Raw genomic sequence first — 26,235 nt, 5'->3', positions numbered from 1 at the left:
CTGCGGGCCCCCAGCCTCCGGAGATTGCACCTCGTGACTCACGCCCCCTTCGACCCGGCGTCCGCGACGATCGTCATCGTCACGTACAACCGGTCTCACCTCCTGACCGGTCTCCTCGAGAGCATCAGCGCGATGGACCCGAAGCCGGGCCATGTCGTGATCATCGACAATGCCTCGTCCGACGACACCACCGACGTCGTGGAGTCCTTCCGGCCGAAGCTCGGAACGGAGGTCGTGTACCGCCGACTCGAGACGAACACCGGCGGCTCGGGAGGCTTCAGCGAGGGCATGCGCACCGCGTACGAACTCGGCTCCGAGTGGATCTGGATGATGGACGACGACGTCGAGGTCGTCACCGACGGTCTGGCCAAGATGGGCAAGTGGGCTCCGCGCTTCAAGAGCATCCAGGGCCGACGCTACGACTACGACGGCAGTGAGTTCTACTGGCAGTACCGGATCGCCGAGCGAATGGGCATCCCGATCCCGTTCGCTCCGTCCGGCTTCGACGCCTCGGGCTTCAAGGAGATGAACAGCGGATGCTTCGAGGGGATGTTCATCCATCGGTCCATCGTCAGGCAGATCGGTCTGCCCGACCACCGCTTCTTCATCTACTGGGATGACCAGATGTACGGGTGGCTCGCCTCGCGCAAGACCACCGCGGTGATCGTCGACGAGTTCGTCCTGCGACGCACTCGCGAGATCAAGCAATGGGACATGGGCATCCGTCACATGAACGCCTCGAGCAACGCATACCGCTTCTACATCATGCGCAACCGGGCGTACATCAAGAACTACTACCGCGTGCACGGCAACTACAACCCTGTGCTGTTCGGACTCGGGACGTCGATGACGTTCGCGAAAGAGCTCATCAGGCTGCTGTTCGTCGAGCGCACGGTGCGAGGAACGAGCAATCTGTTCCGGGGACTCAAGGAGGGCGGCAAGCTCGGCCGCGATCGCTCCTGGACGCCCATGCCCGCTCTGGAGGATTGACAGCATGACCGACGAACCGCAGCCGGACCTCCGCTGGGCCCCTCTGGAGCCGAAGCCGCGCAATCGTGGTCGAGTCTGGCTCATCGTCGGACTCGTCGTCGCCGCGCTCGTCATCGTGGGCGTGCTGCTGTTCTTCCTTCTGCCGCGCGGAGAGTCTCCGACTCCCGGCGCCAGCGGGTCACCGTCCCCTTCCGCGTCACCGTCGGCGTCCCCGTCGATGTCGCCTTCGGCCTCGCCGACGCCGATCCAGACCGAGATTCCGCAGCCGACCGCCGCGCCTGAACCGACGACGCCGATCACGACCCCGCCGCCCGCCGCTGACCCCTCGGTCGATGCGTTCCGTGGACAGGTGCGCGGGTGGCTCGACGACGCTCTGACCGGGCTTCAGATCGTGAGCGAGACCAGCGGCCAGGATGCGACGGCCGTGATCGCGAATCTTCAGGCCGACGCCCAGCGGCTCGGAGAGACTGCTCCCCCCAGCTCGATCGAATCCGCCTGGGGTGCCGCCGTGAATGACTACAACCAGACGCTCAGCGCTCTGCGCTCGGACGCGGCAGCGGGCACGCCGACGGATGTCGACAGCGCACGATCCGCGGCGAATGCGCTCCGGGACATCGTCGGACTCTGACCGCGAGGCCGGGTCCGGCTCGGTACGGGCTCAGTCGACGCCGGACTCGAGGCGGCGTAGGCGCTCCTCATAGTGGGCGGCGAGTTCGAGTCGGATTCGCGCGCGCTCGTGTTCGGCCTGAGCACGGCTGAGGGCGCCGTCGGGATCCAGGTCTCCCGCATCGAGCCGTGTTCGAAGCCACTCGAAGCGCTGCTCGAGCGCCGCCACCTGCGGGGCGATGCGATCGAACTCGGATCTGATGTACGAGAAGTCCGCCTGGGTGCCGGCGAGGCGCGCCTCGTAATCGCGCTGAGCGTTCTCGAACTGCTCGACGGCTCGGTCGAGCCTGGCGTCCACTCTCGCGTCCACACGGCGTTCGACGACGGCGTCCAGTCTGCGACGGAGTCGGTTCAGCATTCAGTCCTCAATCATTCGGGTGATTGTCGATGGTCGGTTACGTTCAGCGGTGATAGCCGACGCGGCCGGATTCGATCCAGCCTCGCACGAGTTCCGATTCCAAGTCGATCCGGTGCTCCGCGCCCACAGCCGAGGGATCGCCGTAGGCGTGGTTCCAGGATGTCTGATCCGGGGCGTCGACGAATGAGAATCCGGCGGCATCGACCCGAGCTTCAGGGAACAGGCGCGTCGCGATCCACAGCATCACGGTTCCCGTCGTCGCCCACTGGCCGCCGCTGCGCGGATCGGCGCCCATCGCCTCACCGAGGGGCAGCACCACCTCGCGGTTCGGCATCGTCACGATCCCGAGATCAGCAGGCCAGAAAGCGGGAAGCTTCGGATTCTCCCAGAGCAGGCGCCCCGGTTCGATCATGAGATAGAGGCGCTCGGAATACCCGTCGAAGAACCAGGGGGTCGGCCGCACACCGCGGTTGAACACCACGACGTCGGCACGGCGCCCGACCGACGGTGCTCCGTCGACGTCATCCACGCGGAAGCCGTTGACTCGGAACACGACATCCGCCGTATCGATCATCTCGGCCCTGTGGTCGGACGGCTCGAGCGGCTGATTGCCGACGACGGCGATCCGGCGCACCGGGGCCGTCCTGGCGTACGCGCTGACGAGAGGACGGAGGCGGTCGTAGAACCCCGCCTCACCGGCCATCGCCGTGTCATCACCGACAAGCTCCGTCACACGCCCCATGAGACCTCAGCTTAGGGCACGCCAAGAGCGACTCCCGCGGCACGGCGGTGAGTCAGCCACAGGACGCGTCTAGAGTTATCGGCGTGACTTCTTCGCAGACCATCCAGCTCTCCACCGCGAGCATCGGCGCCGGTTCGCCGGTGTTCACTATCGCTGAGATGTCGGGAAACCACAATGGCGACCTCGATCGCGCGCTGGCCATCGTCGACGCCGTCGCCGCCACGGGTGCCGATGCCCTCAAGATCCAGACGTACACGGCCGACACCCTCACGATCGATTCGGACAAGCCCGCCTTCCAGGTCGCGAGCGACCACGGCCTGTGGGGCGGCCGCAACCTGTACTCCCTATATGAGGAGGCGCACACGCCGTGGGAGTGGCACGCGCCGATCTTCGAGCGCGCACGGAGCCACGGACTCATCCCATTCTCCACCCCGTTCGACCCGAGCTCGGTCTCGTTCCTCGAGGAACTGGGCGTGGAGATGTACAAGACGGCGTCCGCCGAGATCATCGACCTGCCGTTGCTCCGCGAGGTAGCCCGCACCGGCAAGCCGATGATCGTTTCCACCGGCATGGCGACGCTCTCGGAGATCGACGCGGCCGTCACCGCGATCCGCGGCGCCGGCGGCACGGAGCTGGTGCTCCTGGCCTGCACCGCCGCCTACCCTGCGGTTCCCGAGGAGGCGCGGTTGGGCAACATCGAGGCGCTGCGGAACGCATTCGATGTCCCGGTGGGGCTCTCGGACCACACGCTCGGCATCGGAGTCGCAGTCGCGTCTGCAGCCCTCGGCGCGGTCGTGATCGAGAAGCACGTCACGCTCGACCGCACGGATGGCGGCGTCGACGCGGACTTCTCTCTCACGCCCGACGAGTTCCAAGCCCTCGTCATCGCCTCCGAGCAGGCGCGTGTCGCGTCGGCGAGCGGCGTATCGTTCGGACCGACAGCCCAGGAAGAGGCGGTTCTCGCCCTCCGCCGGTCTCTGTTCGTCGTCGCCGACGTGCGTGCCGGCGACAGCGTGGGTCCTGAGAACGTGCGCTCGATCCGCCCGGCCGGAGGACTCCGCCCCGATGACTTCGCCCTCGTGAGCGGACGCACGTTCACGAGAGACGTCGAACGCGGCACGCCGCTGACCTGGGACGTGCTCTAGGTCACGCCGCTACGACAGCCGCCATCTCGCCACGGTGAGGAAGCCGTCTTCATCCGCAGGCAGATGCGGAAGATAGCCGGCGCGCTCGAACAGGCGACGAGACGCCGCGTTGTCGCGATGCACGACAGCGAGCAGCCGGATCGGGGGCAGCTCAGTGAGCGCGCTCTCTGCCGCCTCGACCGCCGATGCAGCGACACCGCGACCACGCATCTCGGGGGCGACCGTGATCGAGATCTCCCATGCGTCTGCCGACCTCCTGTCCCAGCGGCACGTGGCGACCGGCATCCCGTCCAACTCGATCATGAGCAGCAGACGATCGGGATCCTCGAGGCTTCTCGCGAGCCACTCATCGTGCGATCCTCGGTCGATCTCGCCGCGCGAGCGGGAATTCAGGCGGACTGTGGGGTCGTTGCGCCACTCGAAGAGCTTCTGGCCATCGTCGATCATCGCCGGACGAGCGCTCAGCGCAGTCCGAGGTCCGACCCGAGGAGGCGTGCTCAGCAGCTGCTCCCAGGAGGTCACGATGCGCCAGCTGCCGAGGCCGTCGACGATGCGTTTCAGGGCGGCAGCCGTCTCGGCGAGCGATTCCGGCGATTCGAGAAGATCGGCGAGCAGGCCGATACGCTCCTCGAGGCTCTGATGGGGCGGCTCTCCCAGCCCGATGGCGAGCCCCCGCTCGACGACCTGGCGGTAGCCGACGCGCTGGTTGTCCGCCACGCATACCAGTGCCATCGGAAGGCCCATGCACGCGAAGTCCCAGACGGAGGTTCCCGCCGCGGTCACGGCCAGATCGTGGTCTCGGGCGATCGCGGGGAGGTCGTCGACGAAACCCAGGACCTCGACGGCGTGGCGCGAAGATTCGGCCGCTGAGACGACTTCATCGCGGCGTCGGGGGTCGATCACGGTGATCTGCACCTCGGAGGGCAGACGATCGAAGGCGGCGACGACACGAGCGGTCACACCGTGGGGATCCGTGCCGCCCATCACGACGAGCACCCGAGGCACGGCCGAGGGTGTCATCCGCACATCGCGCTGCGCCAGCACCTGCGCGCGCACGACCGCGGCGTCGATGCCCGCCAGATGGCTCAGGCTGCGCTCCGGGTCCACGAACGTGCGCTCGGATGCCAGGTTGGCATCGATCGCGAGATCGGCATCGCGCACGCCGAACGGACCGTCCTGCATGTTGCTGATCAGCGGTCCGAGCGACGAGAGATCCGGGATCTCCCGGTAGCTGTCCAGATGGATCACGTCGACGCCACGCGCGAGATCGGCGAAGTCGCCGATGCTCGCCTCGGCCCCCTGCGTCGTGACGAGCGGCAGGTCTGGATCCATCCGGCGCAGGGTGTCCGCACCTGCCTCGTCGACATCGCCGAACACCGTCGCCGACCACCCGCGGTCGCGCGCGATGCGAGCCACCGTGAGCGTGCGCATGAGGTGTCCCATGCCCGACTCGACACCGGCGTTGCAGTGCAGGAGGACCCGTCGCCCGCTCATCGCTCGTCCCTCTCCTCCAGGGCGCGCCTGCGCCCACCCGATAGGATAGGCCGGGCATGGAACAACCCGAGCATCCATGCGATCACGACAACGCTGAGGAGACAGAGTGTCGGTTCTCGAGGGCGCGAGCATCCTCATCACAGGCGGCACCGGGTCGTTCGGCAAGGCGTTCATACGGCACGCCCTGGCCCACCTCAACCCCCGGCGTCTGGTCATCTTCTCGCGTGACGAGCTCAAGCAGTACGAGGTGCGACAGCAGTTCGGCGACGACCCCCGGCTGCGATGGTTCATCGGCGACATCCGCGACGAACGACGTCTCGCTCGTGCGCTGCACGGCGTCGACTACGTGGTGCATGCCGCGGCGCTCAAGCAGGTGGACACCGCCGAGTACAACCCGTTCGAGTTCGTGAAGACGAACATCCTGGGCAGCCAGAACGTGATCGAGGCATCGATCGACGCCGGAGTGAAGCGCGTCGTGGCGCTCTCGACCGACAAGGCCTCGAGCCCGATCAACCTGTACGGCGCGACGAAGCTCACCGCTGACAAGCTCTTCATCACCGGCAACCACTACGCCGCCGCCTACGACACGCGATTCGCGGTGGTGCGCTACGGCAACGTCATGGGATCACGCGGCTCGGTCATCCCCTTCTTCTCCCGTCTGGGCGCCGAGGGCAAGCCGCTTCCGATCACCGATCTGCGGTGCACCCGGTTCTTCATCACACTCCCCCAGGCCGTCGAGATGGTGGTCGACACATTCGAGCTCATGCAGGGCGGCGAGCTGCTCGTCCCCCGCATCCCCTCGATGAAGGTCACCGACCTCGCCCACGCCGTCGTGCCGGGAGCCGAGCTCGTCGACGTGGGTCTGCGCCCGGGCGAGAAGCTGCACGAGGAGATGATCAGCCCGGAGGAGGGCCGCCGCGCGGTGACGGTCAGCGACGGCAAGTACTTCATCATCCAGCCCGACCTCGCCTCGTGGGGCTACCAGATGCCCGCCAGCGCCGTGCCTGTGCCCGAGGGCTTCGCCTATCGCTCGGACAGCAACGACCGCTGGTACTCGCAGGCGGAGATCGCGGAGATCATCGAGGCGGGGATCTGACCGTGCTGCCGTACGGACGTCAGTCGATCTCGGAGGACGACATCCAGGCCGTCGTCGACGTGCTCCGCGGCGACTGGCTCACGACGGGTCCGGCGGTCGCCGCCTTCGAGGCGCGGCTCGGCGAGATCGCCGGAGGGCACCGGGCGATCACCGCGACCTCGGGCACGGCAGCCCTCCACATGGCGTACGGCGCCGCAGGGGTCACCCGCGGTGACACCGTGATCTCGACGCCCATGACCTTCATCGCAACGACGGCGATGGCGTCGGTCCTCGGTGCGAACATCGTCTTCGCCGATGTCGAGGAAGACACGGCGCTGATCGACCCGGATGCGGTCGACACGCTCATCGATGAGCGCACCAAGGTGATCGCCGCCGTCGACTACGCGGGCCATCCTGCGGACTACGACAGGCTCTCCGCTGCGGCCGCACGGGTCGACGCGCTCGTCCTCGATGACGCCGCGCATTCGATCGGCAGCACGTACAAGGGCCGACCGGTCGGTGATCTCGCGGATCTGACGACCTTCTCGTTCTTCCCCACCAAGAACCTCACGACCGGCGAGGGCGGCGCCCTCGTCGCCAAAGATCCGCTGATCGCACAGCGCGCGCACGAGTTCCACTTCATCGGGCTCGTGCGCGACGCGGACCGCTTCGCGGTGACGACCGAAGGCGCCTGGCATCAGGAGGTGCACGAGTTCGGCTTCAACTACCGCCTCGACGACATCGCCTGCGCACTCGGCCTCTCCCAGCTGGCACGGCTCGACACCTTCAGACGGCGACGCGCCGAGATCACTCGTCGCTACGACGCGGCCCTCGCAGGCATCGACGGGGTTCGCACGCCGATCCAGCGCGACGACGTCGAACTGATCCGGCATCTCTACCCGGTGCGCATCCTCGATCAGCGCCGTCGAGAGGTCTTCGACCGGATGCGTGCAGACGGCATCGGTGTACAGGTCAACTACATGCCCGTGTACTGGCACCCCGTCTATGCGGATGCCGGCTACCGCCGCGGCATGTGCCCCAACGCCGAAGCCTTCTACGCCGAGGAGCTCTCGCTCCCCATCCACCCGGAGCTGACCGACGACCAGGTCGACCAGGTCGTCGAGTCGCTCGTCAGGGCTCTGCGTTGACACGCATCGGGATCATCACCCAGGCGCGGATGACCAGCGGTCGCCTTCCGGGAAAGGTGCTGATCCCGGCTGGCGGCCGCTCGATGCTCGATCACCACATCGACAGGCTCAGCAGCGCCGATCTGCCCGTCGTCCTCGCCACGACGACGAACGCCGCTGACGACCCTCTCGCGGACCTGGGGCATCGGCGAGGGATCGAGGTCTTCCGCGGCAGCGAGGGTGACGTCCTGAGCAGGTTCGCGGGGGCGGCCTCTTCCGCAGGGCTCGATGTCGTCGTCAGAGTGACGTCGGACTGCCCTCTGATCGATGCCGCGTTGATCTCCGATGGCGTCCGCCGGTTCGTCGAGCTGGATGATCCTCACGCCCACGTCTCCAACGTCCTCGAACGGACGTACCCGCGCGGGTTCGACTTCGAGGTCTTCGCTGCGTCCGCCCTCGCCGAGGCCGACAGGAACGCCACCAAGCCGGCCGAGCGCGAACACGTCACCCCGTACCTCTACACAGGACGATCGCCGCGTTCGAGCATCCACTCGATCACCCAGCAGGTCGATGCCTCGCACTATCGGGTGACCCTGGACACTCCGGAGGACCTCACCGTCATCCGGGCGCTCATCGAGGACCACGGTGCTGCCGGGCTGGACGTCTCCGAGATCGTGGCCGTCCTCGACTCTCATCCGGAGCTCGCCGCGATCAACTCACACGTGGAGCAGAAGAAACTCGGCGAATGACCGAGAGGACGGCCGCCCGCCCGCGTCAGCCGCGGTTGTAGTCGGCGTTGTACCTGTCGAGGACGTCTGCGATCGGACCGTCGAGAACGAGCCCGCCCTTGTCGAGGTAGAGACCGCGTGTGCAGAAGCGGCGGAGGTCGCGCTCGCTGTGGCTGACGAAGAAGAGCGTGCGCCCCTCGGCGAGGAGCTCGTCGATCCGCTTGTAGCACTTGTCGCGGAACGCCTTGTCTCCGACCGCGAGCACCTCGTCGACGAGCAGGATCGGCTCGTCGAGCTGCGACACCACCGAGAAAGCCAGTCGGACCTTCATACCGTTCGACAGGTGCTTGTACGGGGTGTCCTCGAAGCCCGCCAGCTCTGCGAAGGCGATCATGCCGTCGTAGCGCTCTGCGACCGCGTCCCGAGGCATTCCGTGCAGTCCGGCCATCAATGCGACGTTCTCGCGTACGGTCAGGTCGCCGACGAACCCGCCGGTGATCTCGATCAGCGGAGCGACTCCGCCCTTCACCTTCACCGACCCCTCATCGGGGAGCAGCACCTTCGCGACGAGGCGGAGCAGAGTGGACTTGCCTTGGCCGTTGCGCCCGACGACGCCGATCGACTCCCCCTGCTGCACCGTGAACGAGACGTCGCGCAACGCCCAGAACTCTCCGGAGCGCGACCGCCGCGCCGCAGGGGCGAACAGGTCTTTGAAGTTCTGGCGCCCACGGCGGTTGCGGCGGAAGCGGACGCCCAGCCCGCTGGCCTCGATCGCGACGGTCATCCCAACTCCTTCAGCACGGTGCGCTCGAGGGACCGGAACGTCCATACGCCGAGCGCCAGAATGACGAGGGTCATCCCCACGCTGACGAGCAGCGTGAAGAGGTTCCACTGGTCGGGGAAGAACGGCATCCGGTAGAGCATGAAGATCCCGGCGAGTGGATTGAACGCACCGAGAGTCTGAAAGATGCCAGGAAGATCCGTGACGTTGTAGATGATCGGAGTCGCGTAGAACATGGCGCGCAGGATCAGCGCGGTCGTGCGCTCCAGATCGACGAACAGGACGCAGAGCGGAGCGATCAGGAGCCCCAGGCCCACGAGCAGAACGGTCTGCAGGAACACGGCGACGGGAACCCAGAGGATTCCCCAGCCGACCTGGACCGTGTGCGCCGGGTCCTGTTCCACCAGCAGGTTGATGATCACGAATGCCGCGAGCACCGGGAGCGAGAACAGGAACTCGACGCCCTTGCTCAACACGATGCGGTTCACCCAGATCGAGCGAGGGATCGCAGTCGAGCGCACCAGCTTCGCGTCCTTCTTGAATGCGCGAGTGAAATCCGTGACCGACGTGTTGAACCAGACCCAGGGCAGCAGGGCGCTGATGAGGAACACGATGTACGGATCCTCACCGACATCACGGTTGAAGATCTGCGTGAAGACGAACCAGTAGATCACGCTCATCACGAGCGGATCGAGCACCGACCACAGGTAGCCGAGCAGGCTCGTCGAGTACCGCACCTTCAGGTCCCTGGCTGACAGCAGCCACAGGGAATGGAGATAGCGCCGGGGCGTTCCGGGGGCCCCGGCAGCAGTGTGACTCACAGTGCCGAGTCTACGAGAGCGAGTTGTTCCACAGCGACAGCGCCGAGCCGATGGCCATGTGCATGTCGAGGTACTGATAAGTGCCGAGGCGTCCGCCGAAGTGCACGTCCCGCTCCCCCTTCGCGAGCTCACGGTATGCGAGCAGGCCGTCGCGGTCCGTCGGGGTGTTCACGGGATAGTACGGCTCGTCCTCGCGGTTCGCGAAACGAGAGAACTCGCGCATGATGACGGTCTTGTCGGATTCGTAGACGTCCTTGCGCTCCGGGTGGAAGTGCTTGAACTCGTGGATGCGCGTGTAGGGCACGTCCATGTCCGGGTAGTTCATCACGCTGGTGCCCTGGAAGTCGCCGATGTTCAGCACCTCCTGCTCGAAGTCGAGCGTGCGCCAGCTGAGGGCGCCCGCCGTGTAGTCGAAGTAGCGGTCCACGGGACCCGTGTAGATGATGGGCAGCTGCCCGACCGTCGCCTTCTTGTTCAGCGGCTGACTCTCGTCGAAGTAGTCGACGTTCAGCTTCACCTCGATGTTGGGGTGATCGGCCATCCGCTCGATCCACGCGGTGTAGCCGTCTGTCGGCAGGCCCTCCCACGTGTCGTTGAAGTAGCGGTTGTCGTAGGTGTAGCGCACGGGGAGCCGGCTGATGATGTCGCCCGAGAGCTTCTGCGGGTCGGTCTGCCACTGCTTGGCGGTGTAGTCCCTGAAGAACGCCTCGAACAGCGGCCTCCCGACGAGGGCGATGCCCTTCTCTTCGAAGTTGGCGGCCGTCTTGACGTCGAACTCCCCCGCCTGCTCGCGCACGAGGGCCCGCGCCTGGTCGGGCGTGTAGGCCGACTGGAAGAACTGGTTGATCGTGCCGAGGTTCACCGGCATCGGGAAGACCGTTCCCTTGTGCGTCGTGTAGACCCGATGCACGTAGTTCGTGAAGCTCGTGAACCGGTTCACGTACTCCCACACCGTGGCGTTCGAGGTGTGGAAGAGATGGGCGCCGTAGCGATGGACCTCGATGCCCGTCTCGGGCTCCGCCTCACTGTAGGCGTTCCCGCCGATGTGGTGGCGACGGTCGATGACCGTGACCTTGCGGCCGGCGTTGGCGGCACGTTCTGCGATGGTGAGGCCGAAGAAGCCCGACCCGACGACAAGAAGATCCATGTTGCTGCTTTCTGCCCACGAGGCTCAGATCCGCACGGCATCGCGCGGCACACAGCAGACAACTCTACCGGCAGCGGACTCCGAGCAACCTGTCAGCGCGACTCGGCGCCGCGGGGCTCCCCGACCCCCAGCATCTCCCGCAGCATCGGAGCGAGAGTGCGCCCGTATGAGTCGGAGATGTGATTGTCGTCGATGTACACGGCGATGTTGCCGATGGATCCTCGACACACGCCCTCGGGGCATAGCCAGGGGCGGAAGTCCACAGCGGTGATCCCCTCGGCCGCCGCGAGATCGTCGAGATTCTCCCCGACGGCGAACCCGGGCTCGGGAACGTCGCACGATGCTGCATCAGCGCCGGGAGCGATCTCCGACTCCTCCAGCGCGCACTGGTACATGTCGAAGTCGAAGCGCGGATTGTCACGCACGGCGATCACCTGAATCCCGTGCGCGGTGAGCTCGTCGGCGATCTCTCGGATTCCCTCCACGAGCACCTCGGGAGACGCGGGATCAGCCCGAGTCACGACGAGGTACACAGCATCGGGCTGCACCCTCGTCGCGTACTCGATCGCAGCGGCGCGCCACTCCTCGCACGGAGGTGCGGCATCGGACCGGATCGGTGCACCGATGCCGATCGCGCATCCCCCCTTCAACAGGGCGACGACGCCCCACCCCTGCTCGTCGGCGACGACCGTGAGCGGCGACATGAGCTGCTGGGCGTGCGAGTCCCCCATCACGAGCACCCGCCATGCATCCGACGCCCCTGCATTCGCGGTCTGAACGCAGCTGCCCTGCAGCGCCGGCGTCAGAGGCTCGAGCTCGCCCGCACAGCTGCCCTTCAGATCCACCCACTCCTCATCGAGCGCCGTCGCCAGCGGGATCAGCGGTAGATCTTGGCCAGAGAGGTCGATCGGCGTATCGATCTGCGCAGCCCCCGGGTATCCGTCTGTGTGGTCGGTCACCAGCGCTGCCTCACGCTGCTCGATCGTGAGCTGCCACGCGGTGAGCGGTGCGGCGACGGCGAGAACGGACGCGGCGAGAACGAGCGCACCGAGCCGATGCGAGCGATCGAGGACGGCGGAGTCTCGAACCGGCCTCTCGACCAGCATCGACACGAGTCTCGCGAGCACGAAGGACACGAGGACGATTCCGACGCCGGCGAGCCATCCCGGCTCGCTGCGGCCGGTCAGCATCATCCACGTCACGAGCACGGGCCAATGCACGAGATAGAGCGCATACGCGTCGCGTGAGACGTAGCGCAACGACGCTGACTCGAGGATCATCGCAGGGCCGCCTCGCGGGCGGTCACGCCCGGCGACGATGACGAGCGCCGTGCAGATCACCGGCCACAGAGCGAGATACCCGGGGAATCCGCCCTGCACGTCGAGCACGATTCCGCACATCACGATGCCGACGATGCCGATCCATCCGAGGATCGCCCCGATCGCCGGACGGACACGGACGTAGGGAAGAGCGAGTGCGACGAGCGAGCCGGCCGCGAACTCCCACAATCGCGTCCGCGTGTCGAAGTAGGCGAACGACTGGGCTCGCATCGTCTCGACGACCGAGAACCCGAGTGAGGCGATGAAGATGGCGCCGAACACCACCGTCAAGGCGGGGACGATCATGCGGCGTCGGCCGCGGAGCACCAGCCACACCGCCGAGATGATCAGCGGCCAGAGGATGAAGACCTGCCCTTGGACCGACAGTGACCAGAAGTGCTGGAACGGACTGGGCGTGACGGACTCGCGCGCGTAGTAGTCGACCTCCGACAGCGCCAGCATCCAGTTCTCGACGTAGAAGAGGCTCGACCAGGCTTCACGCCAGACGCGCGGCCACTCGGTCTGCGGATACGCCGCGAGCGCGACGCCGAGTACACCGACGATCGTCACGGCGGCTGCGGGCAGCAGCCGTCGGAAGCGGCGCAGCCAGAACGACCCGAGTGTGAGCGGGCGCCGGGTCTCGACCCGCCGTACGAACGACGCGGTGAGGAAGAACGCCGACACCATCAGGAAGACGTCGACTCCGCCCGAGACGCGGCCCAGCCACACGTGGTAGGCCACGACGAGCAGAATCGCGAGCGCGCGGAGACCGTCGATGTCCGCGCGGTATGTCGCAGAGCGCACGGAGTCAGCCTCGGGAGGCCGAAGCCATATCGGTCGCGTCGGGTTCATGGAGAGTGGGCGCATCGGCGGTGGGTGTCGCCGCAGTCGTCTCGGGTCGACCGTCTGCCCCGTTCAGCCTATCCGTTCTCCGCCAGCAACCGCTCGGTCGCTGCGTCGATCTCGGGTCCGAGCAGCCTGACGTACTCGAGGTTGAGGTGATCCGCGTCGTAGTAGACGGGGATACCGCCCACCACGGCATAGCACGAGGTCGCGTCGCAGAAGCGGTCCGTCAGATCCAGCACGCTGATCGACGCCGATCCGGCTGCTGCACCGGCGGCGACGATCGGGTCGGCGGGGTGCGCCACAGCGCGCGGTCGCGCACACGACTGCGGCTCGTCGGTGTTGAGGAGAACGCAGTCGGGGCTTCTGACCTCGCCGTTGAACGGCGGATCCGCGATCGCGAGCACCTTGATGCCCGCTTCGTTCCAGCGCGCCCAGTACGCCGACAGCCCTTGCGACATCTGATCGATCTGAGGCCTATCGCTCCCGTCATCCACCAGCTGAAGCCGCGAAGCCATCGCGGTGATGACGAGATCGGGGTCGTCTTCGATGATGGTCTCGACCAGATCGCGGGACCATTCGCGACACCTCTCGACATCGGCGGCACCCCACTCGCTGCGGAATCCGGTGAACTCGACGTCGGCCACCGGGCATCCCCCGTAGTAGCTCGTGTAAACGATCCAGCCGTTCTTCTCGGCCATGTCGAACACGGCTCCCTGCCACTGCTGTGCGTGCGAGTCTCCGACCAGCCAGACCCGGGTCGGATCCTGCACGCCACGCGAGAAGTCGCACTCGTGTGTGGTCTTCAGATCTCCGTAGGTGAGGATCGGCATGAAGTCGCCGCACTCGGCAGGGGTGTAGAAGTACTCATTCTTCTCCGTCATCACCGAGTAGTCCGCAGCCCCGAACGGGTCGGCGCACTCGGCCCCCGGTGCGAGCGCCGAAGGCCCTTCGCAGGTCGATGCGATGACATCGTCGGGCGGGCGGTCGCCCTCGACCTGCCCGTTGTACGACGCGAGCACGCCGGCCACGAGAGCCGCGATGATGATCATCCCGGTGACCATGAGCCCGAACGCCCGGCGCGAGGAGCCACGCCAGTACCCCCATGTCTGGCCCGCGTCCTCGACGAACCGCTTCGTCAGCGCCGCCAGAACGAGTGCGGTCGCCAGCACCGCGAGCTTGGAGAGCGTGGTCGCCTCGCCCCCGATCACGAACGGCGCGACGACGATGAGCGGCCAATGCCACAGATACAGAGAGTACGAGATCCCGCCGACCCACTGCACGGGACGCAGAGCCGTCACCTTCGCGTGCCACAGAGATGCGAATCCACCTCCGGCGAGGATCACCGCCGCGGTGCCGAGCACAGGCACCAGCGCGGTGTACCCGGGAAAAGCAGTCGTGTGATCGTAGACGAGAGCGGCGAAGACGATGAGGGCGAACCCGAACAGACTGACGATCTCAGCGGCCGCACGTCCGAGCGGAATCCGGCTTCCGAAAATCGCGATCGCCCCGCCGACGGCGAACTCCCACCCACGCGTGAATGTCGCGAAGTACGCCTGGGATGGCGCGACGGTCGTGTAGACCACGCTGGCGGCGAAGGAGAGCAGTCCCACCCCGGCCACGACCGCGATCAGGGCGTTGCCGGTCCTCGCCCTTGTTCCTCGCCTCGTGGCCGGGGCCGCGGTCCGCCGCGACACGGCGAGCGCTGCCAACAGCAGCAACGGCCAGACGATGTAGAACTGCTCCTCGACCGACAGCGACCAATAGTGCTGGACGACGCTCGCCGCATCGTTGATCGCCGAGTAGTTGACCGACATCGATGCCAGGAACCAGTTCTCGACGTACCCCGCACTCGCCGCGACCTCCCAGGCGCCCCGCTCCCACCGAGGGTAGGGAAGCAGCACGACCATGAGCACGAGTGACACTGCGAGTACGAGAAACGCGGCCGGAAGCAGTCGCCGGATCCGTCGCGCGTAGAATGCCCCGAGTCGCACTCCCCCGGTCCGCCGCATCTCCCCCACGAGGTGTCCTGTGATGAGGAAGCCGGAGATCACGAAGAAGACGTCGACGCCGACGTAGCCGCCTGGGAGGCGAACCGGCCAGAGGTGGTTGAGCACGACCAAGCCGATGGCCACGGCGCGAAGCGCCTGGATGTCGGTGCGGAAGACCCGCGCCTTCGGAGCCGCGACGAGAGTATCCGCGGTCCGCAACGACGCGCTCACGGCGAGAGATACTCCCGAAGAAGTTCGTCTCCCGTGCGAGGCGTGAAGCCGATGCTGTGCACTCGCGTCAGATCGAGCACGCTGTTCAGCGGGCGGGGGGCGACAGGCGACGTCGCGGAGGCGAAGTACTGTTCCGTCGAGACACCTGTGACCCGTGCCGGATCATGCCCTGCGAGCTCGAACACACGGCGGGCGACGTCGGCCCAGGTGACGACCTCGCCCTCGGAAGTCAGGTTGTAGACGCCGAACGACGGACGGGTCTCGACCAGCGTGCGGATGAGGCGGGCGATCTCGGTCGCGAACGTGAGGCGCCCGCGCTGGTCGTCGACGACCTTCGGGTCCACGCCCTTCTCTGCCAGCGAGGCCATGGTGCGGACGAAGTTGTTTCCGCTCCCGATCACCCAGGAGGTGCGGACTATGTAGTGACGAGGCGCCGTCGAGACCGCGAGATCACCGGCCGCCTTGGACTGACCATAGACGCCGAGAGGACACACGAGGTCGTCCTCGGTGTACGGCAGATCGGCAGATCCATCGAACACGTAGTCGCTCGACACATGCACGAGCGTGATCCCGTGCTCTGCGGCGATGCGAGCCAGGGCGGCCGGCCCTGCGGCGTTGACCGCCCAGGCGTCGCGCCTGCCGTCCGGCGTCTCCGCGCGATCGACGGCCGTGTATGCGGCCGCATTGATGATCGTGTCGTAGTCGCGCCAGCGGCGCGCCTCGGCGAGCGTCGTCGACCCGAGATCGAAATCGTCACGCGTCGTCCATTCGACGCTCCGCACGCCGTCGAATTCGGCCCGCAGCGCTGTTCCCAGCTGTCCTGCCGAGCCGATCACGAGAGTCTTCCGCGGAGCGACCGGTTGCACGTCGGCGAGGCGCGGGTGCGCGAGATCCTTCGCAGACACCTCGGCATCCGCAAGCGGGATGGGCCACTCGATCGCGGCAGTCTCGTCTGCGAGGTTCAGGAACGAATAGGACGCGTCCGGCGACCAGTGGTCGTTCACCAGATACGTGTAGGCCGTATCGGGCTCGAGGGTCTGGTACGAGTTGCCGACACCTCGTGGCACGAAGATGGCCTTGGAGGGATCGAGCTCGGCGGTGAAGACGGCGCCGAACGTCGGGCCTTCGCGCAGGTCGACCCAGGCGCCGAAGATACGGCCGGTCGCGATCGACACCCACTTGTCCCATGGCTCGGCGTGGATGCCGCGAGTCGTCCCCACGGCATCGTTGAAGGAGACGTTGTTCTGGACCGGGCCGAAATCGGCGAGGCCGAGCGCGGTCATCTTCTCGCGCTGCCAGTTCTCCTTGAACCACCCTCGAGAATCGCCGTGGACCGGCAGATCGAAGATCTCCAGACCCGGAATCGTCGTCTCGGTGCGGCGCAAGGACTTGCCGAAGTCGATCTCGCTCATCGGGTCACTGTCCCTTCGAGGCGTAGAACGCCTCGGTCTGATCCTTGGAAGGGGCCCACCACGACTCGTTGTCGCGGTACCACTCGATGGTCGCCGCAAGCCCGGACTCGAAGTCGGCGAACTCCGGCTTCCAGCCCAGCTCCGTCCGGAGCTTCGTGGAGTCGATCGCGTACCGCAGGTCGTGACCGGCCCGATCCGTGACGTGGTCGTACGCGTCTCGCGGCTGGCCCATCTCTTCGAGGATCAGCTCGACGACGTCCTTGTTGTTCCGCTCGCCGTCAGCGCCGATCAGATACGTCTCGCCGATCTGCCCCTTCTCGAGGATCGTCAGAACCGCAGACGAGTGGTCGTTCGCGTGGATCCAGTCCCTGACGTTCTCACCCGCCCCGTAGAGCTTGGGCCGGATGCCGCGGATCACGTTGGTGATCTGACGCGGGATGAACTTCTCGACGTGCTGATACGGCCCGTAGTTGTTCGAGCAGTTCGAGATCGTCGCCTGCACACCGAACGAGCGGACCCAGGCGCGGACGAGCAGATCGCTGCCAGCCTTGGTCGACGAGTACGGCGACGACGGGTTGTACGGGGTCTGTTCGGTGAACCGCTCGGGGTCGTCGAGCTCGAGGTCGCCGTAGACCTCATCGGTCGAGATGTGGTGGAACCGCGTCTCGTGCTTGCGCGCCGCTTCGAGCAGCGTGTACGTGCCGATGATGTTGGTGTCCAGGAAGGGACGGGGGCTGTGCAGCGAGTTGTCGTTGTGCGACTCCGCCGCATAGTGGACCACCGCATCCGCCTCGGCGGTGAGCCCGTCGACGAGCTCGGCATCGGTGATGTCGCCGTGCACGAACCGCACACGGTCTTCGGGGAGCCCCGCGAGCGAAGCGCGGTTGCCCGCGTAGGTCAGTGCGTCGAGGACTGTGACCGTGTGGTCGGTGTGCTCGACCGCGTAGTGAACGAAGTTCGAGCCGATGAAACCGGCGCCTCCGGTGACGAGGATGTTCGACATCAACGACCTCTTTCCAGGGTCTCGAGCAGGTAGGTTCCGTAGCCGGACTTCACGAGCTTCGTGGCCCGTTCACGCAGGTCGTCGTCGGTGAGGAAACCCTGACGCCAGGCGACCTCTTCCGGCACGCCGATGCGCAGGCCGGTGCGGCGCTCCATGGTGCGCACGTAGTCGCCGGCATCCGCCATCTGGTCGAAAGTCCCGGTGTCGAGCCACGCCGTTCCGCGAGGGAGCACCTCGACCTGCAGTCCGCCGCGCTCGAGATAGGCGCGGTTGATGTCGGTGATCTCGTATTCGCCGCGAGCACTCGGCTCCAGGTTGCGGGCGATCTCGACCACGTCGTTGTCGTAGAAGTAGAGTCCGGGCACGGCGTAGTTGCTCTTCGGGTGCTCCGGCTTCTCCTCGAGGGAGACGGCGCGACCGTCGGCATCGAACTCGACGACGCCGTAGGCGTTGGGCTCTGCCACCCAGTAGGCGAACACCGCACCGCCCTCGACGTCCGTATAGCGCTTGAGCTGGGTGCCGAGGCCCGGACCGTAGAGCAGGTTGTCGCCGAGCACGAGGGCGACCCTGTCGTCGCCGATGAAGTCCGCGCCGATGACGAAGGCCTGTGCGAGACCATCCGGTGACTGCTGCTGCGCGAACGTCAGATTCACCCCGAACTGCGAACCGTCACCGAGCAGACGCTCGAACTGTTCGGCGTCGTGGGGCGTGGTGATGATCAGGATGTCCCGGATCCCCGCCAGCATCAGCGTCGACAGCGGGTAGTAGACCATCGGCTTGTCGTACACAGGAATCAGCTGCTTGGATATGCCGATCGTAATCGGGTGCAGTCGAGTGCCTGAGCCGCCAGCGAGAATTATGCCTTTCACCCCCATATCGTGCCACATCCCAGCTGGGACTCAGAAAGACACGATTTACTTGCGTCACATCGTTCACACTGGCATCGTGGGTACATTTCCGTCACAATGAGCAAGTGACCGGCTCAAAATCCCCCCACCTGCTCGGCCTCCTCGCCAGTGCAGCGGCTGTCGTCCTCGCCGCATCCCTGCTCGTGGCGACGCCGGCCAGCGCCGTCTCGCCCTCATCCTCCGGCGGTCTGTCCGCCGCAGCGACAGCGCTGACGTCATCGGCTGCGGCAGCGACCCCCGTGGACACCTCGATCCGCAAGACGGCGGACCTCTCGAAGTTCCGCCCCGGGAACATCATCTCGGACGCCGTCTTCTTCGACAGCTCGACGATGAACGTCGCACAGATCAACGCGTTCCTCGAGAGCAAGGTGAAGGTCTGCCGCTCGAGCTACGCGTGTCTGAAGAGCTACTCGCAGCACACACCGAACAAGGCACCCGACGCTTACTGCAACGGGTACACGGCGGGGCTCAGCGAGTATGCGTCGACGATCATCTTCAAGGTCGCGCAGTCCTGCGGCATCAACCCGCAGGTCCTTCTCACGATGCTGGAGAAGGAGCAGAGCCTCGTCACCCACGTGTATCCGGACGCCACACGCTTCCGCATCGCGATGGGGCAGGGCTGCCCGGACACCGCAGGGTGCGACCCCGCGTACGCGGGATTCTTCTATCAGGTGTACGGCGCCGCACGCCAGATGAAGATCTATGCGGAGGGCCGGTGGTTCACGTACTACGCCCCCGGCAAGACGTGGAACGTGCTCTACCACCCCACCGCGAGCTGCGGCCGCGCCCCTGTGTACATCGAGAACGTCGCCACGTCTGCGCTCTACTACTACACGCCGTACCAGCCGAACCGTGCGTCACTGGCGGCGGGCTACGGTAAGGGCGACGGCTGCTCGAGCTACGGCAACCGCAACTTCTACCAGTACTTCACTGACTGGTTCGGATCGACGCAGGTCCCGGCGATCCGCCTCATCAAGGCGAACAACGCCAACGAGATCTATCTCGTGGCCGACCAGAAGAAGCTGCACGTGACCAACAGCACCGACCTGGCGGCGTACATGGCGGTCCTCGGCTGGTATCGCACCGAGAGCGCGGCCGCCGTCGCCGCGATCCCGAACGGCGGCACCGCCACCCGGTTCATCCGCGACAGCAGGAACGGCGGCATGTTCCTCGTCGAACCGGACGGCTCGAAGCACCACTTCGCGTCTGCAGATCACGTCACGCGCCTCGGCTTCAGCATGTCTGCATACACCTCGCTGCCCGCGACTCTGGTCGACGGATTCCGGACGGGGACGCCGGTGGGCGCCTACTTCAAGGCGGAGAACGACGACAGGTACTTCCGCTGGGAGAACGCGACCAAGCGGCATGTGGTGAACCAGTTCGCCTGGGCCCAGCTCAGCGCGGCGGACCGCGCGTACGTCGCGACGATCCCGACGGCCAACGCGAATGCGATCCCTGTGGGCCTCGCGATCCTGCCGGCTGGCATGACGGTGCGCGAGAACGGCTCGCCTGATGTCTACGTCGCCGGCACCGGCGCCGAGATCATCCATCTACCTGCCTGGGGCCTCGCGCGTGACGCCGGGATCAAGGACGCGGGGATCGTGCCCAGCGGGACCCTCGCGAAGAACAAGCCCATGAATGCGAAGTTCTCGGCCTTCGTGTCCTGCGCCGGTTCTCAGTACGCCGTCGATGGTGGTGGTCTCACTCGAATCCAGAAGGCGACGGCTGGAGCGACCGTGACAGCTCTTCCCGATTCCCTCTGCACTCGCATCCCCAAGACCGGACGCACCATCAGCGAGGCCGTGTTCGCAAAAGCCGCCGGCGCCGACCCCGTCTATCTCATCCAGGGCACTCAGCTCCGACACGTGCGCAGCCAGCAACGGCTGAGCGAGGCCAACGCGGGCCGCCCCCTGTATTTCCTCACGTGGACCGCTGACACCCGCGGCGGTTTCGGCGTGGGTGCTCCGCTTCTCGCAGACGGCACCTTCGTGACGATCGGCACTCCCGAGACGTACTACGTCGAGAAGGGCGTCCTGCGGCACGTGCAGTCCTCAGCCACCCTCATCCGTCTGGCAGCACCACGCTGGCCGTCGGTAGAAGCGCTGCCCGCCGCCTACCGCGCGAGCTACCAGTTCGGAACGCCGATCCCTTGAGTCCGGCTCCAGGATTCGGAGAGGGCGATGCCTCTAGAATGGGATCCATGGGCTCGGCTAGCGAACGACTGTTGATAATCGTGCCCGCGTGGAACGAGGCGAACAACGTCGGAACCACGGTGGCTGAGATCAGGGCCACCCTTCCGGATGCCGACATCGTCGTGGTCGACGACGGATCCACGGACGACACGGGTCTCGTCGCTCGGAGTGCGGGAGCGGATGTACTCACACTGCCCTACAACATGGGCGTGGGCGGGGCCATGCGCACGGGGTACGCGTACGCACAGCGTCACGATTACGACGTCGCGATCCAGGTCGACGCGGACGGCCAGCACAACCCTGAGGACATCGCACGGATCCTCTCCGGTCTGAAGTCGGCCGACATCTCGATCGGCGCGCGCTTCGCCGAAGTCGGGACCTACCAGGCGAGCGGACCGCGGAGATGGGCGATGGTGTTCCTCGCCGGAGCGATCTCTCGAATCGCGCGCACGAAGCTCACAGACGTCACGAGCGGATTCCGGGCGGCGAACCGGCGAGCGATCGACCAGTACGTCACCTACTACCCTGCCGAGTATCTCGGAGACACCATCGACAGCCTGGTCGCCGCGATCCACGCGAACCTCACCGTGACGCAGGTGGCCGTCGCCATGCGTCCGCGGATGTCTGGCAACCCGAGCCAGGGTTTCATCGGCTCCGCCGTCTACCTCGCGAGGTCGATCTTCGCCATGACGCTCGCAGTGGTCCGACGTCCGATGCGAGGCCGCGCATGATCTCCATCGGCGCCCTCGTACTCGGCCTCCTCATCGTCGGGGCCGTGACCGCGATGCTGCTCAGACGTCAGCTGCGCGAGAAGTACGCAGTGGTATGGTTGGTGATCGGACTCGCGGTCCTTCTGCTGGGGATCTTCCCGGCCGCACTCCAGTGGCTGACGCTTGCGCTCGGGTTCCAGCTGCCCGCGAATCTGATCTTCACGCTCGCCATAACGCTGCTGCTCGCCGCCTCACTGCACCTCTCCTGGGAGCTGACTCGCACCGAGGAACGCCTCCGCCGCCTGGCGGAGGAGGCGGCCATTGCACGGTTGGCGCAGAGCCGGCTGGAGGCGGATGTCGCCGAGCTCAAGGCTCTCGCCAGGGATCGTCAGATCACCGACGATGAGTGATCTCGCACTCGTCTTCAGCACCTTCAACCCGACGCCGTCCCTCATCGAGACGGTGCGTGGTGTCGCGCCTCAGCATCCGATCGTCGTCGTCGATGACGGTGGTGGTGATCCGCACGACGTCTTCCCCCGGCTCCTCGACGAGGGAGCCCGAGTGTTGCGTCGGCCCACGAACGACGGGATCGCCGCAGCGCTGAACGCGGCCATCGCCGTCGCGTTCGAGGACGGCGCTGCTGCTGTCGTCACCTTCGATCAGGATTCGACGCCGTCGCCCGACACCCTCCGCGTTCTGCATGCGACGTGGAAGCAGGCGTCCTCCGCCGGACAACGGGTCTCGGGAGTGGTGCCCGCACAGTTCGCGGAGGTTCGACAGACCCGATCGGACGACGCCCTGCCCGTGGCCCGACGAGTCATCCAATCGGGCATGCTGATTCCGCGCGAGGCCTTCGATTCTGTCGGAGGGTTTGACGAGGCGCTGTTCATCGATCTCGTGGACACCGACTACGAGTTGCGGTCGATGACCCTCGGGTACCGCATCATCGCCGCCCCCACTCGCATCGACCATGAACTGGGGCGACCGGCGCCTCTCCGCCCCTTCTCACCACTCCCCCCGACGATCTCGACGATGGTGAGCACACCCTTCCGGTATTACTACCGGATGCGCAACCGACTCATCCTCACCCGTCGCTACCTGCGCACCGCGCCGCTGCGCATGGTCACGGATCTGGCTATCGACCTCGCTTACTTCGCGCTGGTCGCGGCGTCCGCGAGACCGCGTCGTCTCATGGCGGCCGTGCTCTTCCGCGGAGCGGTGGACGGCTGCCTCGGCCGTGGCGGACGTGCTCCCGCGAAGACGCAGGTGGCCGCCGCCCGCATCAGCTGGTCGGTCGCGAAGTGATCCTCGTGGAGGAGCGACCGTCGACGAAGACGCCAGCGATCCAGCTGGCGAGGTACTCGAGCACGAACCGACTGGCAACGTAACCGCGTCTGCGCGCTCGGCGGAGCAAACGGACCGTCGGCCAGAACCGACGCTCGACGCCGAAGGCACTGACGGGAGTCCTCGGATCGCCCGTCCGCTCCGCCACGGTATCGGCGAGAAGCTGGCGCCAGCCGACATAGACCCGGAAGAGCATCCTGAGCATGGCGGGAAGGCTCGAAGAGCCCTCGTAGCGCTCGGTGAACGCCCGTGCGTTGCGCCAAGCCACTCTGAGCGCAGAGAGCCGCGTCGTAGCGCCCATGCGGCTCGGGTCACCGAAGACGTTGTTCGCGTGCTGGACGTAGTCCTGAACCACGACATCGATGACACGGGTCCCCCTGGTCGCTCCTGCGAGTGCGGCGAGCCAGTGATCGTGAGCAGCCGCACGCGTGGACATGCGCGGGAACGGAAGCGACGGCTCGATCAGGTCGCCTCGGAGGACGCAGAGCGACCCGGTGAACTGATTGTTGAGCAACGTCATGATCGGTCCGAGATCTCGGCGGTCCGTCTGCCCGGTCACGATCTCGTCCGGGTACGTGATCAGTCGGGCCTGGCCCGACACCAGGTCGACGTCCTCGAGGTGCGGGAGCAGCACTTCGAGCTTCTCCGGGTACCAGGAGTCGTCCTGATCGCACAGCGCGACCCAGGCGGTGCCGGGCGAAACAGCTCGCAGCCCCCGCTCGAAGTTGAGATAGAACCCGAGTCGATCACCATCGGCGAGCACGCGGAAGCGATGGTCGTCGGCGGCGACCTCATCAAGAATCCTGCGCACGGTCGCATCATCGCCGTCGACCGAGATGATGCACTCCCAGTCAGTCACGGTCTGAGACCGCAGGGAGCGGATCTGCCGAGCGAAGAGCTCGGGGTGGGGGTCGTATGCGGCGAGCACAATCGCTCCACGGCCAGGCGTATGCGCCATCGTTCCTCGCAAGAGCTCGTCGGGTCTCGTCAAGTCTACGGGCATGCCCGAACGAGCCGCTGCGACTCGCGCTCCCAGGTGGTCGTGCACGGGAGGCCGTAGGATGATTTCATGTCCCGGGCCCTCCCTCACCCGTGCTCGATCGAGGCGACTGCCCGGTTCGCAGCACCGTCGACCGGTGTCGCCCTATGAGTGGAGCACGGCCGACACCGTCGCCGGCGAGCGCACTGGCTCGTCGACTCATCGGATTCTCAACGCTGCCCTTCCTCGCCTCGGTCCTTCCTCTCATCGCGCTTCCCTTCATGTCGCGTGCGTCGAGCACCGACGACTGGACCGCACTCAATATCGGCCTCGGAGTCGGAACCTTCGCGGGCGCGATCGGTCTCGTCGGATGGAACATCCTCGGAACGCCGCTCGTGGCAATGGCGAGCTCCGACGACGACCGCCGTGCCCTATACGGCCGTTCCTTCTACATCCGGGCTGCGGTCGTGATCGTGGCGTCGTTGCTGAGCGCGGTCGTGGCCTCGCTCATCTCTCCCACGTCGTCCTGGGCTGTAGCCGCTGCCTTCGCCGTCGCGGGAGCCCTCAACGGCATCGGTCTCAGCTGGTATGCCGTCGGCGTCTCATCGCCCCGCATAGCGCTCTGGTATGAGGTCGTGCCACGGGGCATCGCCACTGCCGCCGCGATCGTCGTCGTCCTCGTGACGCAGAACGTGCTCTGGTACGGAGTACTGCTGAGCCTCTCGATCGTGCTGGGCACGCTCGCGTTCCATCGACGCGTGTTGCATCGTCTGTGGCCGACCTGGCCGGGAATCGCACGTCTGCGATCGGACGTCGGCGACATGAAAGCGGCGTGGGGCGTCGAGTCGATCGGCAGCCTCTACCAGAATGCGCCTGTTCCCGTCGCCGGGCTCATCGCCTCGCCCGTCGATGTCGCCGCCTACGCGTCGAGCGACCGCATCTATCGCTACGGCACGCTCGGGGTGTCCGCCGCCGGGAACGCGCTTCAGGGGTGGGTCCTGGAGACCACGGATTCTCGGAGCCGTCGCTCACGCAACCTCGCTGCCTTCGCCGTCATGGGTGTGATCGCGGCAATCGGTTGGGTCGTCCTCGCGATCTTCGGCCCCCTGCTCAGCGGCCTGCTGTTCGGTGCCGACAAGCAGGGTGACCCCGCGGCCTTCCACTTCCTCGGAATCGCCTTCATCGCCGTGACGATGTCGACGCCGCTCATCCGCAACATCCTCATTCCCGCGCGCAAGGACGGCTTCGTCCTCGCCGTCAGCATGTTCGCCGCGATCGTCGGCGTGGCCCTGATGGTTGTTCTCGGATCCTGGCTTGGAACGACCGGCGTCGCCATCGGCTTCGCTGCAAGCGAGACCGCCACGTTGCTCGGGTGCATCGCCCTCGCCACTCGCGTCGGCCTCGCTCCCCGATCCGATGCCACCGCAACGCGGGACGCCCGGTCCCCGACCGAAGAGGAGACTCCGTGATGGACATCCCATCGGTGAGCGTCTGCATGGCGACGTACAACGGCGCTGCGTACCTGCGTGAGCAGCTCGATTCGATCCTCGCGGAGTTGCGGCCGGACGATCAGGTCGTGATAGTCGACGACGCGAGCACCGACGACACCGTCGCACTTCTGGAGACCTACCGCGATGCGCGCGTGGAGGTCTTCCGAAACGCCAAGAACCTGGGCTACGTCAGTTCTTTCGAGCGTGCACTGTCCCTCGCCAGCGGAGATGTCCTGCTGCTGAGCGATCAGGACGACGTCTGGGTACCCGGTCGACGCGACGCGCTCGCCGACGCCGCGGTGAAGTTCGGCGTCGTGGCGTCGAATCTGCTGTTGCTCGATACGGGAACCCCGCTTCGCTCCCCTCTGACCGGTCGCCCGTGGCTGCTTCACGGCAGCGCCGAGCATCGGCCGTTGCGCACCGAGCTCATGATCCTCGCCGGCAATGCTCCGTACTTCGGATGCGCCATGGCGATTCGTCGGGACTTTCTCCCGCTCGTCACGCCCTTCCCGGACTACCTCCGTGAATCGCATGACCTGTGGATCGCGACCGTCGCGAACCGCGCCGGCATGCTCACGCATCTCGAGCAGGCGACTGTGCTCCGTCGTGTCCACGACAGCAATGCATCTACCTCCCGGCCGCGCGGCCTGGTCGCCGCCCTGCGTTCCAGGCTTCTCCTCGTCCGGCTGTGGCGAGAGGCAGGACGCCGACTGGCCGCAACGCGGGGCTCCCGCTAGAC

At 66.3% G+C, this 26,235-nt stretch carries 24 protein-coding genes; 12 read left to right on the top strand and 12 right to left on the bottom strand.

Annotation, left to right across the window (positions count from 1 at the left end; translation table 11 throughout):
* Positions 1-33: 33 nt before the first annotated feature.
* Both ASF87_RS12495 and ASF87_RS12490 read left to right on the top strand, forming a co-directional pair.
* Positions 34-990 (top strand): glycosyltransferase family 2 protein, encoded by a 957-nt coding sequence (locus ASF87_RS12495; protein WP_042541941.1) that lies wholly within the window; start codon positions 34-36, stop codon positions 988-990.
* Between the two features lie 4 nt (positions 991-994).
* Positions 995-1,618, top strand: coding sequence for a hypothetical protein (locus ASF87_RS12490; protein ID WP_056376231.1), 624 nt, complete (start codon positions 995-997; stop codon positions 1,616-1,618).
* A 30-nt stretch (positions 1,619-1,648) separates the two neighbouring features.
* Here ASF87_RS12490 and ASF87_RS12485 read toward each other — a convergent pair whose 3' ends face one another.
* The gene (locus tag ASF87_RS12485) at positions 1,649-2,014 is read right to left on the bottom strand and encodes a hypothetical protein (protein ID WP_056376230.1); all 366 of its coding nucleotides are present in this window, start codon (positions 2,012-2,014) and stop codon (positions 1,649-1,651) included.
* 43 nt (positions 2,015-2,057) lie between these two features.
* Positions 2,058-2,747, bottom strand: a complete 690-nt coding sequence (locus ASF87_RS12480; protein ID WP_197066099.1) for a hypothetical protein — start codon at positions 2,745-2,747, stop codon at positions 2,058-2,060.
* A gap of 92 nt (positions 2,748-2,839) precedes the next feature.
* Here ASF87_RS12480 and pseI point away from each other — a divergent pair, with 92 nt between their 5' ends.
* Positions 2,840-3,901 carry a pseudaminic acid synthase gene (gene pseI / locus ASF87_RS12475; RefSeq protein WP_235558942.1) on the top strand — a complete coding sequence of 354 codons (1,062 nt, stop codon included), beginning with the start codon at positions 2,840-2,842 and terminating at the stop codon, positions 3,899-3,901.
* Positions 3,902-3,910: 9 nt separating this feature from the next.
* Here pseI and ASF87_RS12470 read toward each other — a convergent pair whose 3' ends face one another.
* The gene (locus ASF87_RS12470) at positions 3,911-5,395 is read right to left on the bottom strand and encodes a bifunctional UDP-2,4-diacetamido-2,4,6-trideoxy-beta-L-altropyranose hydrolase/GNAT family N-acetyltransferase (protein ID WP_056376229.1); all 1,485 of its coding nucleotides are present in this window, start codon (positions 5,393-5,395) and stop codon (positions 3,911-3,913) included.
* 106 nt (positions 5,396-5,501) lie between these two features.
* Between ASF87_RS12470 and pseB the strand changes: the two genes are divergently transcribed.
* The 3 genes from pseB to ASF87_RS12455 are packed head-to-tail and all read left to right on the top strand — an operon-like array spanning position 5,502 to position 8,346.
* Positions 5,502-6,491 carry a UDP-N-acetylglucosamine 4,6-dehydratase (inverting) gene (gene pseB, locus ASF87_RS12465; RefSeq protein ID WP_056376228.1) on the top strand — a complete coding sequence of 330 codons (990 nt, stop codon included), beginning with the start codon at positions 5,502-5,504 and terminating at the stop codon, positions 6,489-6,491.
* A 2-nt stretch (positions 6,492-6,493) separates the two neighbouring features.
* Positions 6,494-7,618, top strand: a complete 1,125-nt coding sequence (locus tag ASF87_RS12460) for a DegT/DnrJ/EryC1/StrS family aminotransferase (protein ID WP_056376227.1) — start codon at positions 6,494-6,496, stop codon at positions 7,616-7,618.
* A complete protein-coding gene (locus ASF87_RS12455; RefSeq protein ID WP_082508864.1) occupies positions 7,615-8,346 on the top strand; it encodes a cytidylyltransferase domain-containing protein in 732 nt (243 codons plus the stop codon). The genes ASF87_RS12460 and ASF87_RS12455 overlap by 4 nt, the downstream gene beginning before the upstream one ends.
* A gap of 25 nt (positions 8,347-8,371) precedes the next feature.
* Here ASF87_RS12455 and ASF87_RS12450 read toward each other — a convergent pair whose 3' ends face one another.
* The 8 genes from ASF87_RS12450 to rfbA all read right to left on the bottom strand — a co-directional run bounded on the left by ASF87_RS12450 (position 8,372) and on the right by rfbA (position 18,742).
* The gene (locus ASF87_RS12450; protein WP_042541947.1) at positions 8,372-9,109 is read right to left on the bottom strand and encodes an ABC transporter ATP-binding protein; all 738 of its coding nucleotides are present in this window, start codon (positions 9,107-9,109) and stop codon (positions 8,372-8,374) included.
* Entirely contained in the window at positions 9,106-9,927 is an 822-nt protein-coding gene (locus ASF87_RS12445; protein WP_042541948.1) for an ABC transporter permease, read from the bottom strand. The genes ASF87_RS12450 and ASF87_RS12445 overlap by 4 nt, the downstream gene beginning before the upstream one ends.
* 10 nt (positions 9,928-9,937) lie before the next feature.
* Entirely contained in the window at positions 9,938-11,074 is a 1,137-nt protein-coding gene (gene glf / locus ASF87_RS12440) for a UDP-galactopyranose mutase (protein WP_042541949.1), read from the bottom strand.
* A gap of 92 nt (positions 11,075-11,166) precedes the next feature.
* Positions 11,167-13,197, bottom strand: a complete 2,031-nt coding sequence (locus ASF87_RS12435; RefSeq protein WP_162238691.1) for an acyltransferase family protein — start codon at positions 13,195-13,197, stop codon at positions 11,167-11,169.
* Positions 13,198-13,313: 116 nt separating this feature from the next.
* Positions 13,314-15,458, bottom strand: a complete 2,145-nt coding sequence (locus ASF87_RS12430; protein WP_082508862.1) for an acyltransferase family protein — start codon at positions 15,456-15,458, stop codon at positions 13,314-13,316.
* Entirely contained in the window at positions 15,455-16,870 is a 1,416-nt protein-coding gene (locus tag ASF87_RS12425; protein ID WP_056376225.1) for a sugar nucleotide-binding protein, read from the bottom strand. The genes ASF87_RS12430 and ASF87_RS12425 overlap by 4 nt, the downstream gene beginning before the upstream one ends.
* Before the next feature lie 4 nt (positions 16,871-16,874).
* Positions 16,875-17,873 (bottom strand): dTDP-glucose 4,6-dehydratase, encoded by a 999-nt coding sequence (gene rfbB, locus ASF87_RS12420; RefSeq protein WP_056376224.1) that lies wholly within the window; start codon positions 17,871-17,873, stop codon positions 16,875-16,877.
* Positions 17,873-18,742, bottom strand: coding sequence for a glucose-1-phosphate thymidylyltransferase RfbA (gene rfbA, locus ASF87_RS12415; RefSeq protein ID WP_056376223.1), 870 nt, complete (start codon positions 18,740-18,742; stop codon positions 17,873-17,875). The genes rfbB and rfbA overlap by 1 nt, the downstream gene beginning before the upstream one ends.
* Before the next feature lie 104 nt (positions 18,743-18,846).
* Between rfbA and ASF87_RS12410 the strand changes: the two genes are divergently transcribed.
* From ASF87_RS12410 to ASF87_RS12395, 4 genes are read left to right on the top strand one after another with little or no spacing between them, the layout of a single operon-like run.
* On the top strand, positions 18,847-20,934 hold the full coding sequence (locus ASF87_RS12410) for a hypothetical protein (protein WP_056376222.1): 2,088 nt from the start codon (positions 18,847-18,849) through the stop codon (positions 20,932-20,934).
* 47 nt (positions 20,935-20,981) lie between these two features.
* Positions 20,982-21,704 carry a glycosyltransferase family 2 protein gene (locus tag ASF87_RS12405; RefSeq protein ID WP_056376221.1) on the top strand — a complete coding sequence of 241 codons (723 nt, stop codon included), beginning with the start codon at positions 20,982-20,984 and terminating at the stop codon, positions 21,702-21,704.
* Positions 21,701-22,093 (top strand): DUF2304 domain-containing protein, encoded by a 393-nt coding sequence (locus tag ASF87_RS12400; protein ID WP_056376220.1) that lies wholly within the window; start codon positions 21,701-21,703, stop codon positions 22,091-22,093. The genes ASF87_RS12405 and ASF87_RS12400 overlap by 4 nt, the downstream gene beginning before the upstream one ends.
* Positions 22,086-22,988 (top strand): glycosyltransferase, encoded by a 903-nt coding sequence (locus tag ASF87_RS12395; protein WP_056376219.1) that lies wholly within the window; start codon positions 22,086-22,088, stop codon positions 22,986-22,988. Before ASF87_RS12400 ends, ASF87_RS12395 begins: the two co-directional genes overlap by 8 nt.
* Here the strand turns inward: ASF87_RS12395 and ASF87_RS12390 are convergent.
* The gene (locus tag ASF87_RS12390) at positions 22,966-23,985 is read right to left on the bottom strand and encodes a glycosyltransferase (RefSeq protein WP_162238690.1); all 1,020 of its coding nucleotides are present in this window, start codon (positions 23,983-23,985) and stop codon (positions 22,966-22,968) included. The genes ASF87_RS12395 and ASF87_RS12390 overlap by 23 nt on opposite strands.
* A gap of 188 nt (positions 23,986-24,173) precedes the next feature.
* On the opposite strand from ASF87_RS12390, the gene ASF87_RS12385 reads away from it, so the two are divergent.
* Positions 24,174-25,475: a lipopolysaccharide biosynthesis protein gene (locus tag ASF87_RS12385; RefSeq protein WP_056376217.1), complete on the top strand. Its 1,302-nt coding sequence runs from the start codon at positions 24,174-24,176 to the stop codon at positions 25,473-25,475.
* Positions 25,475-26,233 carry a glycosyltransferase gene (locus ASF87_RS12380; RefSeq protein ID WP_056376216.1) on the top strand — a complete coding sequence of 253 codons (759 nt, stop codon included), beginning with the start codon at positions 25,475-25,477 and terminating at the stop codon, positions 26,231-26,233. Before ASF87_RS12385 ends, ASF87_RS12380 begins: the two co-directional genes overlap by 1 nt.
* Positions 26,234-26,235: the final 2 nt, after the last annotated feature.

This window comes from Microbacterium sp. Leaf161 (assembly GCF_001423645.1).
GTDB lineage: Bacteria > Actinomycetota > Actinomycetes > Actinomycetales > Microbacteriaceae > Microbacterium > Microbacterium forte.
The sequence above is the reverse complement of the archived record's forward strand: the minus strand, read 5'-3'. Positions and strand labels throughout refer to the sequence as shown.

Bases quoted from the DNA above. Each gene is read 5' to 3' on its own strand.
- glf (WP_042541949.1), bottom strand. From the start codon at position 11,074: ATGGATCTTCTTGTCGTCGGGTCGGGCTTCTTCGGCCTCACCATCGCA.
- ASF87_RS12390 (WP_162238690.1), bottom strand. From the start codon at position 23,985: ATGGCGCATACGCCTGGCCGTGGAGCGATTGTGCTCGCCGCATACGAC.
- rfbB (WP_056376224.1), bottom strand. From the start codon at position 17,873: ATGTCGAACATCCTCGTCACCGGAGGCGCCGGTTTCATCGGCTCGAAC.
- ASF87_RS12385 (WP_056376217.1), top strand. From the start codon at position 24,174: ATGAGTGGAGCACGGCCGACACCGTCGCCGGCGAGCGCACTGGCTCGT.
- ASF87_RS12470 (WP_056376229.1), bottom strand. From the start codon at position 5,395: ATGAGCGGGCGACGGGTCCTCCTGCACTGCAACGCCGGTGTCGAGTCG.
- ASF87_RS12485 (WP_056376230.1), bottom strand. From the start codon at position 2,014: ATGCTGAACCGACTCCGTCGCAGACTGGACGCCGTCGTCGAACGCCGT.
- ASF87_RS12405 (WP_056376221.1), top strand. From the start codon at position 20,982: ATGGGCTCGGCTAGCGAACGACTGTTGATAATCGTGCCCGCGTGGAAC.
- ASF87_RS12450 (WP_042541947.1), bottom strand. From the start codon at position 9,109: ATGACCGTCGCGATCGAGGCCAGCGGGCTGGGCGTCCGCTTCCGCCGC.
- ASF87_RS12400 (WP_056376220.1), top strand. From the start codon at position 21,701: ATGATCTCCATCGGCGCCCTCGTACTCGGCCTCCTCATCGTCGGGGCC.
- ASF87_RS12395 (WP_056376219.1), top strand. From the start codon at position 22,086: ATGAGTGATCTCGCACTCGTCTTCAGCACCTTCAACCCGACGCCGTCC.
- ASF87_RS12380 (WP_056376216.1), top strand. From the start codon at position 25,475: ATGGACATCCCATCGGTGAGCGTCTGCATGGCGACGTACAACGGCGCT.
- ASF87_RS12490 (WP_056376231.1), top strand. From the start codon at position 995: ATGACCGACGAACCGCAGCCGGACCTCCGCTGGGCCCCTCTGGAGCCG.
- ASF87_RS12425 (WP_056376225.1), bottom strand. From the start codon at position 16,870: ATGAGCGAGATCGACTTCGGCAAGTCCTTGCGCCGCACCGAGACGACG.